At 60.5% G+C, this 15,937-nt stretch carries 18 protein-coding genes; 5 read left to right on the top strand and 13 right to left on the bottom strand.

Features of this window, described 5'->3' with window-relative positions; translation table 11 throughout:
- Positions 1–54 precede the first annotated feature (54 nt).
- From rplJ to ychF, 9 genes are all read right to left on the bottom strand, one after another.
- Complete coding sequence (gene rplJ / locus ACZ1HH_RS01185; RefSeq protein WP_011537597.1) at positions 55–573, bottom strand: 50S ribosomal protein L10; 519 nt, start codon at positions 571–573, stop codon at positions 55–57.
- A gap of 322 nt (positions 574–895) precedes the next feature.
- Positions 896–1,774, bottom strand: a complete 879-nt coding sequence (locus ACZ1HH_RS01180; RefSeq protein WP_487320337.1) for a glycosyltransferase family 2 protein — start codon at positions 1,772–1,774, stop codon at positions 896–898.
- Between the two features lie 184 nt (positions 1,775–1,958).
- Positions 1,959–2,657 carry a 50S ribosomal protein L1 gene (gene rplA / locus ACZ1HH_RS01175; protein ID WP_011537595.1) on the bottom strand — a complete coding sequence of 233 codons (699 nt, stop codon included), beginning with the start codon at positions 2,655–2,657 and terminating at the stop codon, positions 1,959–1,961.
- Between the two features lies 1 nt (position 2,658).
- Positions 2,659–3,084, bottom strand: coding sequence for a 50S ribosomal protein L11 (gene rplK, locus ACZ1HH_RS01170; RefSeq protein WP_005621043.1), 426 nt, complete (start codon positions 3,082–3,084; stop codon positions 2,659–2,661).
- 160 nt (positions 3,085–3,244) lie between these two features.
- On the bottom strand, positions 3,245–4,468 hold the full coding sequence (locus tag ACZ1HH_RS01165; RefSeq protein WP_487320336.1) for a glycosyltransferase family 4 protein: 1,224 nt from the start codon (positions 4,466–4,468) through the stop codon (positions 3,245–3,247).
- Positions 4,469–4,571: 103 nt separating this feature from the next.
- Positions 4,572–5,105: a transcription termination/antitermination protein NusG gene (gene nusG / locus ACZ1HH_RS01160; protein WP_005621026.1), complete on the bottom strand. Its 534-nt coding sequence runs from the start codon at positions 5,103–5,105 to the stop codon at positions 4,572–4,574.
- 195 nt (positions 5,106–5,300) lie between these two features.
- On the bottom strand, positions 5,301–5,498 hold the full coding sequence (secE, locus tag ACZ1HH_RS01155; RefSeq protein ID WP_011537593.1) for a preprotein translocase subunit SecE: 198 nt from the start codon (positions 5,496–5,498) through the stop codon (positions 5,301–5,303).
- Positions 5,499–5,683: 185 nt separating this feature from the next.
- Positions 5,684–6,607 (bottom strand): nucleoside hydrolase, encoded by a 924-nt coding sequence (locus ACZ1HH_RS01150; protein WP_011537592.1) that lies wholly within the window; start codon positions 6,605–6,607, stop codon positions 5,684–5,686.
- Positions 6,608–6,760: 153 nt separating this feature from the next.
- Positions 6,761–7,858 (bottom strand): redox-regulated ATPase YchF, encoded by a 1,098-nt coding sequence (gene ychF / locus ACZ1HH_RS01145; protein WP_011537591.1) that lies wholly within the window; start codon positions 7,856–7,858, stop codon positions 6,761–6,763.
- A 186-nt stretch (positions 7,859–8,044) separates the two neighbouring features.
- On the opposite strand from ychF, the gene ACZ1HH_RS01140 reads away from it, so the two are divergent.
- Positions 8,045–8,557, top strand: a complete 513-nt coding sequence (locus ACZ1HH_RS01140; RefSeq protein ID WP_011537590.1) for an acyloxyacyl hydrolase — start codon at positions 8,045–8,047, stop codon at positions 8,555–8,557.
- A gap of 98 nt (positions 8,558–8,655) precedes the next feature.
- Positions 8,656–9,459, top strand: a complete 804-nt coding sequence (gene trpA / locus ACZ1HH_RS01135) for a tryptophan synthase subunit alpha (protein ID WP_416367788.1) — start codon at positions 8,656–8,658, stop codon at positions 9,457–9,459.
- A 101-nt stretch (positions 9,460–9,560) separates the two neighbouring features.
- Here trpA and ACZ1HH_RS01130 read toward each other — a convergent pair whose 3' ends face one another.
- Positions 9,561–10,991: an ATP-binding protein gene (locus tag ACZ1HH_RS01130; protein ID WP_472637083.1), complete on the bottom strand. Its 1,431-nt coding sequence runs from the start codon at positions 10,989–10,991 to the stop codon at positions 9,561–9,563.
- 195 nt (positions 10,992–11,186) lie between these two features.
- Positions 11,187–11,501 (bottom strand): hypothetical protein, encoded by a 315-nt coding sequence (locus ACZ1HH_RS01125; RefSeq protein WP_472637082.1) that lies wholly within the window; start codon positions 11,499–11,501, stop codon positions 11,187–11,189.
- Here ACZ1HH_RS01125 and ACZ1HH_RS01120 point away from each other — a divergent pair.
- Entirely contained in the window at positions 11,482–12,645 is a 1,164-nt protein-coding gene (locus ACZ1HH_RS01120) for an alpha-hydroxy acid oxidase (RefSeq protein WP_011537586.1), read from the top strand. The two genes, ACZ1HH_RS01125 and ACZ1HH_RS01120, sit on opposite strands and share 20 nt — an antisense overlap.
- A 46-nt stretch (positions 12,646–12,691) precedes the next feature.
- On the opposite strand, the gene ACZ1HH_RS01115 is transcribed toward ACZ1HH_RS01120, so the two are convergent.
- Positions 12,692–13,840, bottom strand: coding sequence for an MFS transporter (locus ACZ1HH_RS01115; protein ID WP_472637081.1), 1,149 nt, complete (start codon positions 13,838–13,840; stop codon positions 12,692–12,694).
- On the opposite strand from ACZ1HH_RS01115, the gene ACZ1HH_RS01110 reads away from it, so the two are divergent.
- Both ACZ1HH_RS01110 and ACZ1HH_RS01105 read left to right on the top strand, forming a co-directional pair.
- On the top strand, positions 13,820–14,584 hold the full coding sequence (locus tag ACZ1HH_RS01110; RefSeq protein ID WP_472637080.1) for a hypothetical protein: 765 nt from the start codon (positions 13,820–13,822) through the stop codon (positions 14,582–14,584). The two genes, ACZ1HH_RS01115 and ACZ1HH_RS01110, sit on opposite strands and share 21 nt — an antisense overlap.
- Before the next feature lie 92 nt (positions 14,585–14,676).
- Positions 14,677–15,306 (top strand): 50S ribosomal protein L25/general stress protein Ctc, encoded by a 630-nt coding sequence (locus ACZ1HH_RS01105; RefSeq protein WP_011537583.1) that lies wholly within the window; start codon positions 14,677–14,679, stop codon positions 15,304–15,306.
- 113 nt (positions 15,307–15,419) lie between these two features.
- Here ACZ1HH_RS01105 and ACZ1HH_RS01100 read toward each other — a convergent pair whose 3' ends face one another.
- Positions 15,420–15,905, bottom strand: a complete 486-nt coding sequence (locus ACZ1HH_RS01100) for a hypothetical protein (protein WP_011537582.1) — start codon at positions 15,903–15,905, stop codon at positions 15,420–15,422.
- Positions 15,906–15,937 lie beyond the last annotated feature (32 nt).

Genomic DNA, 15,937 nt, shown 5'->3' with positions numbered 1-15,937 from the left:
GTGTGTTCCAACGTGGGTAATATCACCCTACGCCAGTCATTAAGTGCCAACCGCTTACGCAGCTTCCGCCTTCTCTTCGATGGTCGAAAGGATGCTTGCGATGTTGCTTGCAGGTGCGCCAATTGCGCCGGCGATGTTGGAGGCCGGTGCGCCGATGCAGCCAACGATGGAAGCAATGAGCTCCTCGCGGGACGGCATCTTCGACACGGCTTCAACGCCTGCGCGGTCCAGAGCGTTCTCGCCCATTGCACCGCCAAGGATTTCGAACTTCTTGTTCTCCTTGGCGAAGTCCTCGGCCACCTTGGCTGCTGCCACGGGGTCCTCGGAATAGGTCAGAACGGTCATCCCTGTCAGCAGGTCAGACATGCTTTCACACGGCTTACCCTCGAGGGCGATTTTGGCGAGCCTGTTTTTGGCAACACGCACGGAGCCGCCCGCGTCACGAGCACGTGCGCGAAGGTCCTGCATCTCGGATACTGTCAGACCGGTGTAGTGGGCTACGACCACCACGCCAGAGCTTTCGAAGATCTGGCCGAGTTCCTCGACCACTTTCTCTTTCTGGGCTCTATCCACAGTTCTCTCCAAATTAGGGGCAGATGCCCCGGCTCATTTTCTGCCACATCCCGAAAGATGCGGCGGTCAAGTCCGTTTTACGGGGTTCCAGCCAAAGTCGCCCGAGAGTGAAAACTCTCGATCTTTCATTGGTCTTACCCGTCTCAGGAGGGAAATTAAGGCCCGATCGACAGGCCACCCACCATCTTGGACGAAAAGGAGAAAAGCGCACGACGAATCGCACGCTTTGCTCCGTGGGGGCTTCATAGTCCTGTCGCGGCGGATTTCCAACCCCTTAATTGGGCAGCGCCGAGCGCGATGACCGTTCTGGGCGCGGCGCAGCTCACGCCCCAAAATGCGCCTCTGCCAAAGCATCTAGTTCCAGCGGGACCGTCAGGAGAACATCCCTGGCCCGCAGCGCGGAGAGACGCGCGGGCGTGGCAGCATGCAAACGCCGATGCAAATCGCGAAGCGCCTCCTCCGGCGCGGGCGCGACTTGTGCTGCCGCAATGCGCTCGGTCAGCCCCGTGGTAAAGCCGCGCGATGCGGAGCGCCAGGTCACCTTGTCGCGCCATATATCATAGCGCGCGCCGATCATATGCAAGAGATAGGCCCGATCCTGATGCCCCAGAACCAGCTCATCCGCGCCATCGTCACGCAGCCCGCGCGGCCAGTGTTGCCGGAGCGCAAGCCCCCTTATGCCGCTGCGCACAAAGGATTTGCCGTGAGAATGGCCCACAAGCCCCTCTCTTCGGGGGCCAAAAAGAGGCGCATCCTCGCCATACACCGCGCGTCGAACCGGACGCGCCATCGGCAGGCGAAAATGGGCGCAGGTGGGATTCTCTTCGGTCAAAACACGCTCGGCGGTTCGCACGCGCAGGGATTTTTTCTCTGCGGGCACCTCCGCCAAGAGATCGGCCACGTCACGCCCCACCAGATACAGGTACTCATCCGCATCAACGTTCAAGAGCCAGCCGTCCGGATACTGATGATAGATCCACGTCAGCGCCGCGTTCTGACGCGTGACAAAGGCCACATCCGGGGTCAGGTCAAGCGCGCCCCAGAACGCAGCGGTGCAGGGGATGGCGCGAATGCGAGGATGACCGGCAAGCCGCGCAATCGCCGGATCGTCGGGATTGTCGAAACAGATCACCAGCTCATGCGCGCCGCGCTCAAGGTACCACGCACAGAACTTCAGCACCTCTGCGAGAGGCTCATTCATGATCGCTCCCACGCGCCAAAGCTGCCTGTTTGCCTGTGCCATATGCGCCTGTGATCCTTTGCAATTGCGCCCCGCCGGGCGTGTGGCCCGCGTCCGTCAGGATCACCCATACGCGCGGATCGTGCACAAAAAAAGGCGACACCGGAGTGCCGCCTTTCTTTTCTCAGATATGGAAGGGGTCCGATTACTCGGAGACCGCACCGTCCACGTCAAGAGTGACGCCCGGGCCCATGGTGGAGGACAGGACGATTTTCTTCATGTAGGCACCTTTGGCGCCGGAAGGCTTGGCTTTGGCCACTGCGGACACAAAGGCACGCACGTTTTCAACCAGCTTGGCTTCGTCGAAGGACGCTTTGCCAACGCCAGCGTGCACAACGCCGCCTTTTTCCGCTTTGAACTGAACTTCGCCGCCTTTGGCTGCTTCCACGGCCGCTTTCACGTCCATGGTCACGGTGCCAACTTTGGGGTTCGGCATCAGGTTGCGCGGGCCAAGGACCTTACCCAGACGGCCAACGACGGGCATCATGTCCGGGGTTGCAATGCAGCGATCGAAATCGATGGTGCCGCCCTGGATGGTTTCCATCAGGTCTTCTGCACCAACGATGTCTGCGCCAGCTTCCTTGGCTTCGTCAGCCTTGGGGCCACGTGCGAACACGGCAACACGCATGGTTTTGCCGGTGCCGTTGGGCAGGCCAACAACGCCGCGGACCATCTGGTCTGCGTGACGGGTGTCAACACCGAGGTTCATCGCGATTTCGACGGTTTCGTCAAATTTGGTGGTGGCGTTTGCCTTCACCAGTGCGACGGCTTCCTCGATGGTGAGGTTCGATTTGCCTGCGAAGGCTTCGCGCGCTGCGCGGGTACGTTTACCGAGCTTTGCCATCTTACTTCACCTCGATGCCCATGGAGCGGGCGGAGCCCAGGATGATCTGCATCGCGGCTTCGATGTCGTTCGCGTTCAGATCTTTCATCTTCGCTTCGGCGATCTCTTTCACCTGAGCGGCAGTGACGGTGCCTGCGGTCTCACGGCTCGGGTTGTTCGCGCCGGATTTAATCTTTGCAGCCTTCTTCAGGTAGTAAGACGCGGGCGGCGTCTTGATGTCCATGGTGAAGGACTTGTCCTGATAGTAGGTGATCACGGTCGGGCACGGAGCGCCGGGCTCCATGTCTGCGGTCTTGGCGTTGAACGCCTTGCAGAATTCCATGATGTTGATGCCGCGCTGACCCAGTGCGGGGCCAACTGGCGGGGATGGGTTTGCCTGACCTGCAGGAACCTGCAGCTTCATCGAACCAACAAGCTTCTTAGCCATGTGGTTGTCTCCTTTTCAACAGCCTTTGGGCGCGCCCAAACGCTCTTTTGCGTTGCGTGGTTCGACCCAACACGTCGCGACGCTTGGGCCTCCCACAAGAATCACGCCCGGTTGAGAAACCGGGCAGATTGGCGGCTCTTACGCCCCATCTCAGCAGAGATCAACCCCCGCCGCGGTGCTTTGGCTCTGCTGCGGCCGCATCCTGCGCGCGACGTGCTGCACTGTACCAGCTTTGGGCCACCTGCGGCCAGGGGAACTCGTTTTCAGCCTTGCGCCGCGCCGCCTCGGAGAGCGCCTCCGCTAGGGCTGGGTCTTCTGTCAACTGCTTCATGGCCGCAGCCAGGTCCTGCTCGACCTGCGCGGCATTCTGCGCCTCGACAAACAGCGCCTCAGTGTCATCGGCGAGCCCCACAGGCCCGCCCCAGCGCAAGGCCACGACCGGCAAGCCGATCGCCATACATTCCTGCACGATGATGCCGTTGGCTTCTTTGAGGCTCGGGAACAAGAGCGCCCGGTACTGGCCCAACGCCTCGGAGAGATCCCCATGCGCAAGCCAGCCCGCAAAGGTGACCCGCGACATCAGGCCAAGATCGCGGGCGAGCGCCTCCAGTTCGGCACGATCCGGCCCATCTCCATAGAGCGTGAGCCGCGCCTCCTGTGGGGCCAGCGCCAGCGCACGAATAGCCAGATCCGCCCCCTTGTAGGGCACCATGCGTCCGATCCACACGAAATGCGCCGGGTTCCTACCGGGCTGAATCCGGGGACGCGCAAAGAAATCGGGAGACAGGCCCGCATCCCAGACGTCCTGCATGCGGGCCTCCGGGCAACCCGCCCAGCCGAGGGCCTCTCGGGTACGGTCATAGCCGGAAACCAACACGGTCGAGGCGCGCGTGAATTGCCTAGACAAGAGGCCAAGCGCCATCTGCAAAGGCCGATACGCCTGATGCTGCAGGCGCAGCCCCCGCCCCGCAAGATGTCGAAACCCCTCTGGGTAGAAGATATTGCCCGAAAGCGGGCCAATGACATAGCGATATCCCTTCGGCGGGAAGCGCTGCTCGACGGGGGAGATCGGACACAGATAGTGGATCACCACCTCGCTCGGATCATAGCCGCGACAGATCCGGGCGACCTCGAGGTGGAAAAAACTGTTCACCAACCGTCCAAGCCCCGGCGTGCGCCAGCAGGCCTTCATTGCACGGCTGTCCTGCACATAGATCACCCGATCTTCTGGCAATTGCCCCGCAAGAGCCTCGCGACAGCGTTCATGGGTGATGAGAGTGGCATCGCGTCCATCCGCCAAGAGCTGCTGCATATACTGCAGCGCCTTCATCGCCTCGCCCCCCATGGTGAGGGCAGCATTCGTCGATACGACGAGCAATTTCATGGGCGGGAACTCCGGCGGACCAAACAAAAATCGGCCCCATTTTAGGGGCCGATCCTCAAGTTCCCAATGGGAAATTCCGTGTAGCGCCGGAAACCGGCGCAGATCAAACCTGTTTGGTGACCTGCGTGAAGTCGAGCTCCACCGGGGTCTCGCGACCAAAGATGGACACCGTGACCTTGAGCTTCTGGTTCTCGTCGTCCACGCCCTCGACCATACCGTCGAAATCCTCGAAGGGGCCGTCGTTGACTTTGACCTTTTCGCCCACCTCAAAGGAAATGAGTGTACGCGGCGCCTCGACACCTTCTTCGACGCGGCCCAGGATGCCCTGCACTTCGGCATCACGCATCGGCATCGGGCGGCCTTGCGGACCGAGGAAACCGGTGACGCGATTGATGGAAGAAATCAGGTGATAGCCCTGGTCGGACATTTCCATGTGAACCAGAACATAGCCCGGCATGAAGCGGCGCTCGGTCGAGACTTTCTTGCCCCGGCGAATTTCGATCACTTCCTCGGTGGGAACCAGAACCTCGTCGATCTCGTCCTCTAGACCCTGCTCCACGACCGCGGTGCGAATCTGTTCTGCGATTTTCTTTTCGAAGTTCGAAAGAACGCTGACCGAATACCACCGTTTCGCCATGAACCTGCTCGTCCTTCTTGTTCCCTGCGGGCTTTGCCGCAAAATATCTCTGTGCAGCCCAGTGGCTGCGGTGCAACAAAAATCGGCGTGCGAATCGCCGCACGCCTCATCCAGTATCGGCTGAACTATCCCCCTGCGCGGGCAAGATCAAGAGGCAACGGCGCCGCGACGAAGGCGGCGCTGCAAATGCCTGCCTCAGCCAAAGAGCCCGAGCACACCGTTGAGACCGGTGCGGATCAAGAGGTCCACCACAGCAAAGAATGCCGCAGCCAGAGCCGCCATGATGAACACCATGACCGTGGTCAGCAGAACCTCGCGACGGGTCGGCCAGACAACCTTGCTGACTTCTGCGCGCACCTGCTGGATGAACTTAACGGGATTGATGGTGGCCATAGGGCTCTCGCACTCTCTCTTGTCGACTAGGAGGGCGATCTACCCGAGAGCGGGGGCAAATTCAAGAGCCGCTGCTTGTGAGAGGCACCCTCCGGCTGAATTCGTCGTTTTGGACGTGGCGGCAAGAGGGCGACTTGGCCCTCTCGCCCGATCCGCCCGCGCCACACCGGCACAGGCGGAGTGGTTCAGGGCAGCAGCGATAGGCGCTTCAGGAACAGTGCCTTGACGGCCTCTGCGTCCACGTCCATCGCGACATGTGTATCGCCACGACCATCCTCGGCCAGCTGGGTCTTGCCAGAGGTCTCCTCCTCGACCGAAACGGCCAGTTTCACGGCCCGGGTCTTAAAGAGGTCGGGATGGGTGCAGGCAATCACCGCTGCGGGGTCATGCAGAGAACATCCATTGAGATTGGCCACTTCCTGATAGAACTTGATGTAAAAGACACTCATGTCCTTGAGCATGCCACCAAGCTCCGGCGAGCGCTCCTTGATGCCGTCGAAATCCTCGGGGGTGCAGAGAATCTTGAGCGTCACATCAAGCCCAACCATCACCACCTTGCCCGCGGCGGCGGCAAAGACCGCCTCGGCGGCGTGGGGGTCGTGGTAGATATTGGCCTCGGCATGGGGCGTGATATTTCCGCCCGCCTCAAGCGAGCCCCCCATGATGACGATGCGCTTGCAGTTTTTCACAAACTCCGGGTCACGCTCGATCGCGATGGCGATATTCGTCAGCGGCCCCACCGGGCAGACCACCAGCTCGCCCTTGTGTTCGCGCGCCATTCGGATCAGGAAATCGGCGGCATCTTCTGCAATCGCCTGCCCTTTGGGATTGACGGCGGGAATGTCGCCAAAGCCTTCGTCGCCATGCACATGGGCCGAAGGCTCAAAGGGGGGCAGGACCAGCGGCTTTTCCGCGCCATGGGCAACGGGCAGATCCAGTTCAGCGGCCTCAAGCAGACGCAGCGCATTGCGGGTGGCCATCTTGGTGGTCACATTGCCAAAGATCGTGGTCAGCCCCAGAAGCTCGATATCGGGCGCGGCGGCGGCGTAGAAAATAGCCATCGCATCGTCGATGCCGGGGTCCGTGTCGATGATGAGTTTTGTTGTCATTGTTATCCCCAAGACTGATTAATCGAGCGGGTTTAGCACCTATGTTAGCGGCAACTCAAGCCTGCCAGCCTCTCGATTATCCATCAACTGTTTCGCAAAAATGCCCGCCTTCCTTCGAAGACGGGCATTCTGAACTTGTGACGATGCGGATGATCAGGTGTTGAACAAGAAGTGCATCACATCGCCATCCTTGACGATGTAGCTCTTGCCCTCGGCGCGCATCTTGCCCGCTTCTTTGGCGCCGGATTCACCGCCGCAAGCGATGTAGTCGTCATAGGCGATGGTCTCCGCGCGGATGAAACCCTTTTCAAAATCGCCGTGGATAACGCCTGCCGCCTGGGGCGCAGCGGTGCCCGAGCGAATGGTCCAGGCGCGCGCTTCCTTGGGGCCGACCGTGAAATAGGTTTCCAGATGCAAGAGCTCGTAACCGGCGCGGATCAGGCGGTCGAGACCGGCTTCTGCGAGACCCATCTCATCGAGGAACATCTGCGCTTCTTCGGGCTCAAGCTGGCTGATTTCCTCTTCGATCTGCGCCGAAATGATCACATGCGCGTTACCCTGAGCCGCGGCCATCTCGGCAACTTTGGCGGAATGTGCGTTGCCTTCGACGCTCTCGCTTTCACCCACATTGCAGACGTAAAGCACCGGCTTTGTGGTCAGCAGTTGCAGCATGGTCCAGGCCTTCTGGTCCTCTGCGTCGACCTCAACCAGACGGGCTGGTTTGCCATCTTCGAGCATGGCCTGCGCCGCTGCGAGCAGGCGGTCCTGCTGCTGGGCTTCCTTGTCGTTGCCCTTGAGCTTGCGTACGAGGTTGGCGCGGCGTTTCTCGATGCTCTCAAGATCCGCCAGCATCAGCTCGGTTTCGATGGTATCGGCGTCCGCAACCGGATCAACGCGACCATCGACATGGGTAACGTCACCGTCCTCAAAGCACCGTAAAACATGGGCAATTGCGTCCACCTCACGGATATTGGCAAGGAACTGGTTGCCCAGACCTTCGCCCTTTGAGGCGCCTTTGACGAGGCCAGCAATATCCACAAACGTCATGCGGGTTGGGATGATCTGTTTGGACTGCGCAATCGCCGCCAATTTGTCGAGACGCGCGTCCGGAACGCCCACCTCACCCACGTTCGGTTCGATCGTACAGAACGGAAAATTTGCCGCCTGCGCCGAGGCGGTTTTGGTCAGCGCGTTGAACAGGGTCGACTTGCCCACATTGGGCAGACCCACGATTCCCATTTTAAAGCCCATACCGGCCTCCTGATGCCATTTGGGAGCCAGCACTTAGGCTCAAATCGCCGTTTTCGCAAGCACGCAGCCGTTGCAACACGCACGCGGCGCTTATTGAAATGGCAAAGACGCATTCACTTATGCTGATCTGTTCAATCGCTTCTGCCGGCCAGCCGGTTTAATGTATAAACAGACTGTGAGGTCCGCATGCGCAAAATCATCATTGCTGCTACTTTGATTTCTACACTCCTTCAGAGCCACGCGCTCCGGGCTCAGGAGCTGACGTTCGGGCTGGGCCATGCGGAATTCAACAATGAGATCGCCGAGAGTGGCGCGTATTTCTCCGCCGAGTACCTCGGGCCACGCGACTGGCAGGTCTGGGGCTTTGACGCTGGGCTGGGCGTCGCAGGCCACATCCACGAGACGGGTGATGTGTTTTTTGGGGGCGGGCTGCAGGCCCAGCGCGATATCGGGCGCGGCTGGTTCATCGAAGCCAGCCTGATGCCCGGTCTCTACTTCGAGAATGAGGCCCGCAATGATCTGGGGTCCAACTTTGAAATCCGTTCGCTGATCGGCATCGGGCGCGACCTGCGCGGGGGCAAGCGCCTGTCACTGGCGCTCACGCATATGTCCAACGCCTCTCTGGCGCGTGAAAACCCGGGCCTCAATACGATCACCCTGCGGCTGCATATGCCGCTTGGGCAACGCGCGTTGAACTAAACTGCCCGCTGCGCTGGCCCGACCTGTCGTCCGGGATTGATTTTACCGTGAAGTTTCGGCACATCAGGCAGGCAACAGAGATCGAAAAAGGCCTTCATATGACCCGCCCAACCACACGCATCGACGCTAAGTTTGCTGAACTCGCTGCCGCGGGCAAAAAGGCCTTCGTCACCTATGTCATGGCGGGCGATCCCGACTACGACACCTCTTTGGAGGTGGTCAAAGGCCTGCCCGCCGCTGGCGTCGATGTGATCGAGCTCGGCTTGCCCTTTACCGATCCGATGGCGGACGGCGAAACTATCCAGCTCGCAGGTCAGCGCGCGCTGGAGGCCGGAATGACGCTGGAGCGCACACTGCAGCTGGCGCGGGATTTTCGCAAAGAGGATGACACCACGCCAATCGTGCTGATGGGCTACTACAACCCGATCTACTCGCGCGGTGTCGAGACATTCCTCAACGATGCAAAAGAGGCCGGCATCGACGGTTTGATCGTGGTGGATCTGCCGCCAGAAGAAGACAGCGAACTCTGCCTGCCTGCACAGGCGGCGGGGCTTAACTTCATTCGTCTTGCGACCCCCACCACCGATGATGCTCGCCTGCCACGCGTGCTGCAAAACACATCCGGTTTTGTCTACTACGTGTCGATCACAGGGATCACCGGCGCCGCCGAGGCAGAGGCCGCGGACGTCGGGCCCGAAGTGGCTCGCATCAAGGCGGCCACGGATCTGCCGATCATCGTGGGGTTCGGGATCAAAACGCCGGAACGGGCGCAGACCATCGCATCGATCTCGGATGGGGCCGTCGTTGGCAGCGCCATCGTGGCCGAGATCGGAGCCGGGAAATCACCTGCCGAGGTGCTGGCCTTTGTAAAAACACTGGCGGATGGCGCCCACGCGGGCTGATCCCAATTGAGACACCGCCCCAGCGGGCGCACATGGAACCAGCATCGGAGCGATCCTCCCTGCTGGTTTTTTCTTTGCTGAGGCGATGCGCGGCATAGCTGCTAGGGCGAGAGCACCCGCGCTGCGCCTTTGTCCGCTGGCTCTTCTGGCACGGGGGGCAGCGTTGGGCGGGACTTCAACGCGCGCGCCATGGCCGACAACAGCTTTTTCTTGCGGATCGGTTTGGCGACATGGTCGGTCATGCCGCTCGCGAGGTAGCTTTTGATCTGATGCACCAGCGCATTGGCCGACACCGCAATGATCGGCACCGGCGCGGCTTGTGCATCAGCCTCTTCTTGACGGATTACAGAGGTCGCAGACACCCCGTCGAGCTGCGGCATATTCACATCCATCAGCACCAGATCCGGCCGTTCTTGACGCCAGGTTTTTACCGCCTCTTCGCCATTGTCCACCCAGTGCAAATCCAAGTCATAGCCGCGCAGGATATGGTGGAGAACCATCCGGTTGGTTCGGTTGTCCTCGGCCACCAGCACCTTCCAGCGTTGCGCCCTCAGCACCTCCAGTTCGTTCTCGTCCTGGGGGTCATGGGACGAGACCACGGGCTCTGCCGGAGCGGCGCGAAAGGTCGCGCAGAATTCGCTGCCATCGCCCTCATGGCTGCGGCAGGTCAGGGTGCCGCCCATGCGCTCGCAGATCTGGCGCGCGATGGCCAAGCCAAGACCGGTACCGCCGTGGCTGCGCGCCACGCTCGCATCGGCCTGCATGTAGGGTTGGAACAAGCGCTCCACTTGCGCATCCGTGAGCCCGACGCCGGTATCGCGCACGGCAACGCATAAAATGAGCTCACCGTCGTGCTGCAAGACAAGGCTGGACGAAAGCGCAATCGCACCCGTGTCGGTGAATTTTATCGCATTGGACAACAGGTTGGTCAGCACTTGCTGGAATCGGGTGGGATCGATGTGGACCCAGGCGGGGCCCTGCGCCAACCCCTCGCCATAGATCGAGCTGAAATTGAGCCCCTTGGCCTCGATACGCGGTTTGAACTGGCGATAAACCGTCTCGATCAAAGCTACGACATCTGTCGGCAGACGTTCGAGTTCGAGTTTGCCCTCTTCGATCTTGGAGAGATCGAGAATGTCATCAACGATGTTCAGCAGCAATTGCCCGCTTTCGCGCAGAACCCCAAGGATCTGCGATTGACGCTCTGCCAGTTCGGTATCCGCAAGTGCCGATGCCATCCCGAGAACCCCATTGAGCGGGGTGCGGATTTCATGGCTCATCGTGGCCAGAAACTGTGTTTTTGCGGCACTCTCGGCCTCCGCCTCGGCCCGGTCGCGGGCGAGGTCTTCGGTGCGCTCTTTGACCATCCGGTCGATCTGTCGGGCCAGGGACACGAGGGACGCGTTCGCCCGGCGCAGCGAGTGGGACTTGCGCTCCACGGATTCTTCGAGTTCTGCGCGCAACCTGCGCTCTTGCATCAAAGCCGCGCGCAGCTCCTCTGGGGTCATGGCATCATACGCAGGATCAGACATTGCAGCTGCGTCTCACGTTGATGTCTTGCGGCGCCAGGCGCCCCCCCAGCCCGTCTGCACAGCAGTGCCAGATCTGCGGCGGTGTCAGAGCGGCCCATGCAGAAATACGCATGCCAGCCAGATCCCGATCTGAAAACACAACTCTCACGTTGTCTCTCACTCCAACTGGCGCCCGCCCCGTAGGCTGCTGCCCGGTCAAAACGACCGATTGGCAGGCGCAAGAACCAATATCACAAAAAACCCGGGTTGCTCTGCAATCGGGGCGACGAAAACTCCAAGCTGCGCGTTGGTCAGCTGTCGAAACTCCGGCAATTCTCCAGAAGCTTCCTGCTCTGCCGGCTCAAGCACGCATACATAGTGATTCCAGCAGATATTAACCGATAAACTTGCAGAAATCCGTAAATGCATAGTTACGACAGGCTGGCTTGCCAGCACAGTCAGATATTGGTAAGAAAACATTACCAGTTCTGCGCAGGTCGAGGAGCCCCCCATGCCAGTGATCACCAACATCGAAGATCTCAAGCGTATTTATGCGCGGCGTGTGCCAAAGATGTTCTATGATTACGCGGAGAGCGGATCCTGGACCGAACAGACCTTTCGCGAGAACAGCACGGACTTCGACCAGATCCGGCTGCGGCAGCGGGTGGCGGTCGACATGGCGGGGCGCTCGACAGCCTCGCAGATGATCGGTCAGGATGTTGCCATGCCCGTGGCTCTGGCGCCGGTTGGGCTGACGGGCATGCAATGTGCGGATGGCGAAATTAAAGCGGCCCGCGCAGCCGAAGCCTTTGGCGTGCCCTTCACGCTCTCGACGATGTCGATCAACTCGATCGAAGAAGTCTCAGAAGCGACCAGTAAGCCCTTCTGGTTCCAGCTTTATACCATGAAGGACGACGACTACATCCGCCGCCTGATCGCGCGTGCAAAGGATGCAAATTGCTCGGCTCTGGTGATCACGCTCGACCTGCAGATCCTTGGCCAGCGCCACAAAGACCTGAAAAACGGCCTTTCTGCGCCGCCCAAGCTCACCCCAAAAACCATCGCAAATCTAATGACGAAATGGGCCTGGGGCATCGAAATGCTCGGCGCGAAGCGGCGCAATTTCGGCAATATCGTCGGCCACGTCGAAGGGGTCTCGGATGCGTCCTCGCTGGGGTCCTGGACGGCCGAGCAATTCGACCCTTCGCTGGATTGGGGCAAGATCGAAAAACTCAAGGAAATGTGGGGTGGCAAAGTCATCCTCAAAGGTATCCTGGATGAGGAAGACGCCAAGATGGCGGCAAAGGTCGGCGCGGATGCGATCACCGTCTCCAACCATGGTGGGCGGCAGTTGGACGGGGCGCTCTCGTCGATTCGCATGCTGCCCCGGATCATGGACGCGGTGGGCGATCAGGTGGAGGTTCACCTCGACAGTGGCATCCGCTCCGGTCAGGACGTCCTGAAGGCGCTGGCGCTTGGGGCGACCGGCACCATGATTGGGCGAGCCTTTGTGTATGGGTTGGGCGCCATGGGACAAAAGGGTGTGACCCGTGCCCTTGAGGTGATCCACAAGGAGCTCGATACCTCCATGGCGCTCTGTGGCGAGAAACACGTTACCGACCTTGGTCGCCACAACCTCTTGGTGCCAGAGGATTTCACCGGTCGCTGGGCCTGAACCCTGGTCGACACACCCCGGGGCAGCCATGTTGCCCCGGTAGCATTCAGGCAATCAGCTCGGATTTTCGCGCACTGGCGCGCAGGGCGGGTACCAGAAGCACCGTGATACAGAGCAGCATTGCCCCCATCAGAGCTAATGCCAGCCGCAGACCAAATACCTCTGCAATAAAGCCGATCACTGGCGGCCCCACGAAGAACCCGCAATAGCCAATCATCACCAGCCGCGAAATGGCCGCCGCGCGCAGGCGCGATGGGATTGTTTTGCCCACCCAAGCAAGCGCGGTCGGCCCGACGGTGGAGACGCCCAATCCAAGGATCGCAAAGCCCGCGTAGGCCAGGGCCTGCACGGGGGCAAACGCCGCAAGGATCAACCCCGATGCCGCCAGCGCCGCGGCGATCTGCATGAGCCTGCCCTCGGCCACGCGGCGCACCAGCTCCTGTCCGGAGAGACGCCCGATACCCATCGTGAAACCGAGAATCGCAGGCCCCAAAGCCCCTTCCGCCGCATTCGCACCAAAGGCGCGCTCCAGATGCAGTGCAGACCAGTGTTCCGTTGCCTGCTCAGCCGTAAAGGCAATGAGCACGATCAGCCCGGCAATCACAATCATTGCCCCAGGCAGAGGCAGCGACGCGTTCCCTTGCGGATCTTCGTTGGGCGCAGGCGGCACCTCATCCCGCATTCCCAATGCCAACAGGCCCGACACCAAAAGGATGCCCGCAAAACACCAGACGGGCGGCACACCTGCTTCGCGAACGAGCCCGGCGACTAGGGCGGCCAGGGCGTAGGCAAGCGAAAACAGACCATGGTTGAGGTTCATCAAGGAGCGGCCAGAACGTGCCTCGAGCCCGGACAGACGTGCATTCATCACCACATCCAGAAGCCCTCCCGCCCCGGAGGCCAGAAACATCGCCACGGCAAAACCGGCCCAGCTCTGCGCAAGGCCCGGCAGCAGAAAGGCCGTCGCCAGCAAGAGCGCGCAGATGGTCATCGCCGCATGTCCCAGAAGGCGATCCACGCGCGGCGCGAGCCACATCGCGCCCACGGCTCCGGCGGCACCGATCAACAGGGCAAGGCCAAATTCGGCATCGCTCAGCGCCGCTTGGCTTTTCAGCTGGGGCACATAGGCCGCAAAGGCCCCGACACAGAACCCCATGACCACAAAGGCCCGCCCATGCACCGCACTGGTGCGCATATCCGTCAGCATTTCCATAAGGCGACAATGCACAGTGGGCGCGCCGCCACAATCACCAAAATCTCTGCGCACAAGCTGGCCTGCCGTTCGCGCACCGGCTATTCCATGGGTATGCTGATCTTCACGCCGCAGGCTCTTGCATTTGTCGCGCTGCCCAAGACGGGAACCACCGCCATTGAAAAGGCGTTGCGCCCCCATGCCGACATCGTGTTTCGCAAGTCTCAGAAACACACGTCTGCGCAGCGGTTTCACCGCCGGATCCGCCCCTTTGTGCGCAGTACCTTTGGCGTCGCGCTCGAGAGCTTTGCCGTGTTGAGGGATCCCGAAGACCAGATCCGCAGCTGGTACAAATACCGCTGCCGCGATGACATTCGCGACAAGCCCGAATTTGCAGGGCACCTGAGCTTTGATGCATATGTGGAGGCGGTCCTCTCAGAAGATCCGCCCCCTTGCGCACAGATCGGCAGCCAATACCGCATGCTGAGCGGTCGTGGTGGGCGGATTCTGGTGGATCATCTCTTTGCCTATGAGCGCTGGGATCAGCTTGAGACCTTCCTCGCCGACAGGTTTGGCCACAGAATCATCTTTGAACCCCACAATGTTTCGCCCTTTGCCAAGGCGGAGCTCTCGCCTTCATTGCAGCGCAAACTTCGCGCTGCCCGCAGAGCAGAGTTCGATTTGCACGCCCGCTTGATGGATACAGACGGGAAACTGCAGCCCCGACTGCAGAACATGGCGGATTAGGGCTTTCCAAAAAGGGGTTTTCCGTCTAACAGGGCGGCTTCACGCGGGGTGACAGCCTTGGAGGCACCCCCGATCATATATGGAGAATTAAGATGGCGAATGAGATTCCTGATCTCGAGTGCCAGGTACGCGCGGGGACGGGCAAGGGCGCCGCTCGCGCAGCACGTCGTGCGAACCTGGTTCCTGGTGTTGTATTTGGCGGCGACGCAGACCCGCTGGCAATTCAGATCCCCTACAACGTCCTGCTGAAGCGCCTGAAAGCTGGCCGCTTTAAGTCGACCCTTTTCAACCTCAAGGTTGAAGGCCACGACGACGTGCGTGTGATCTGCCGCGACGTCCAGCGTGACGTTGTCAAAGACCTGCCCACCCACTTCGACCTGATGCGCCTGCGCCGCACCTCGAAAATCAACCTCTTCATCCCCGTTGAGTTCATCAACGAAGAAGAGTGCGTTGGTCTGAAGCGTGGCGGTGTTCTCACCGTTGTGCGCGCCGAAGTCGAACTGGTTGTGACCGCGGGTGACATCCCCGAGAAGCTGACCGTTGACCTGACTGGCAAAGCCATCGGCGACGTGATCCACATCTCTGACGTGACCCTGCCCGAAGGCAGCAAGCCGACGATCGATCGTGACTTCGTCATCGCAAACATCTCTGCACCGTCCGGGCTCAAGTCCGCTGACGATGAAGCAGAAGGTGAAGACGCCGAAGAAGCGGCAGCTGAATAATCTGCGCTGCCCTCTTGGGTAATGAATGCTGAAAACGGGTCCCTTGCGGGGCCCGTTTTTTGTTGTCGGATTATGGTATCGTAACGAGGCGCGTCAGGCGCAGATCGCCCGACTTAGGGGCCCGTATAGTCGGCCAATGTCCCGCCACCGATCAGATGCGAGAGAAGCTGCTCGCGCGCGTAGCGATCCCGTTGCTTGATTGCCGTGGTTTCCTCGGCGGTCAGTTCACGCCGCTCATACCCCTGATCTTTCAGGCAGTCATCCACCGCATTCACGGCACCTTGTGACCGGGTATGCTCCTCGCCAGCGGCTGCAATAACGGCGCCGGGCAAAATCCCCAGAAACAGCATCGAGGCGATGTAGCTTGAGGTCACTGCCGCTTTGGCACCTTTGGGCCCTTGCGGCGCACAAAACGCAAGCGACTGGCGCGCTTCAAAGACGGTGCTGCCGCTTTTGGCTGGCACAGCAGGGCCGCTTTCTACCGCGGCACAGCCCGCCACGCTCAGACCACATGCGATCACAGCAGCTTTTGCACCCAGGCGATGCAGAAGGCGTGCGCCCGCCGGGCTTTGGCTTCTTCCTGAAATGGCGTCTTTCATCACGCTGTCCTTCTCAAAGTCTATTGGAGGCG

This window comes from Epibacterium sp. HA2-3, from assembly GCF_055693725.2.
The sequence above is the reverse complement of the archived record's forward strand: the minus strand, read 5'-3'. Positions and strand labels throughout refer to the sequence as shown.

Excerpts from the sequence above, each read along its gene's own strand:
- ACZ1HH_RS01180 (WP_487320337.1), bottom strand. The coding sequence starts at position 1,774 with ATGAATGAGCCTCTCGCAGAGGTGCTGAAGTTCTGTGCGTGGTACCTT.
- rplA (WP_011537595.1), bottom strand. The coding sequence starts at position 2,657 with ATGGCAAAGCTCGGTAAACGTACCCGCGCAGCGCGCGAAGCCTTCGCA.
- rplK (WP_005621043.1), bottom strand. The coding sequence starts at position 3,084 with ATGGCTAAGAAGCTTGTTGGTTCGATGAAGCTGCAGGTTCCTGCAGGT.
- ACZ1HH_RS01165 (WP_487320336.1), bottom strand. The coding sequence starts at position 4,468 with ATGAAATTGCTCGTCGTATCGACGAATGCTGCCCTCACCATGGGGGGC.
- nusG (WP_005621026.1), bottom strand. The coding sequence starts at position 5,105 with ATGGCGAAACGGTGGTATTCGGTCAGCGTTCTTTCGAACTTCGAAAAG.
- secE (WP_011537593.1), bottom strand. The coding sequence starts at position 5,498 with ATGGCCACCATCAATCCCGTTAAGTTCATCCAGCAGGTGCGCGCAGAA.
- ACZ1HH_RS01150 (WP_011537592.1), bottom strand. The coding sequence starts at position 6,607 with ATGACAACAAAACTCATCATCGACACGGACCCCGGCATCGACGATGCG.
- ychF (WP_011537591.1), bottom strand. The coding sequence starts at position 7,858 with ATGGGCTTTAAAATGGGAATCGTGGGTCTGCCCAATGTGGGCAAGTCG.
- ACZ1HH_RS01140 (WP_011537590.1), top strand. The coding sequence starts at position 8,045 with ATGCGCAAAATCATCATTGCTGCTACTTTGATTTCTACACTCCTTCAG.
- trpA (WP_416367788.1), top strand. The coding sequence starts at position 8,656 with ATGACCCGCCCAACCACACGCATCGACGCTAAGTTTGCTGAACTCGCT.
- ACZ1HH_RS01130 (WP_472637083.1), bottom strand. The coding sequence starts at position 10,991 with ATGTCTGATCCTGCGTATGATGCCATGACCCCAGAGGAGCTGCGCGCG.
- ACZ1HH_RS01120 (WP_011537586.1), top strand. The coding sequence starts at position 11,482 with ATGCCAGTGATCACCAACATCGAAGATCTCAAGCGTATTTATGCGCGG.
- ACZ1HH_RS01125 (WP_472637082.1), bottom strand. The coding sequence starts at position 11,501 with ATGTTGGTGATCACTGGCATGGGGGGCTCCTCGACCTGCGCAGAACTG.
- ACZ1HH_RS01110 (WP_472637080.1), top strand. The coding sequence starts at position 13,820 with ATGCACCGCACTGGTGCGCATATCCGTCAGCATTTCCATAAGGCGACA.
- ACZ1HH_RS01115 (WP_472637081.1), bottom strand. The coding sequence starts at position 13,840 with ATGCGCACCAGTGCGGTGCATGGGCGGGCCTTTGTGGTCATGGGGTTC.
- ACZ1HH_RS01105 (WP_011537583.1), top strand. The coding sequence starts at position 14,677 with ATGGCGAATGAGATTCCTGATCTCGAGTGCCAGGTACGCGCGGGGACG.
- ACZ1HH_RS01100 (WP_011537582.1), bottom strand. The coding sequence starts at position 15,905 with ATGAAAGACGCCATTTCAGGAAGAAGCCAAAGCCCGGCGGGCGCACGC.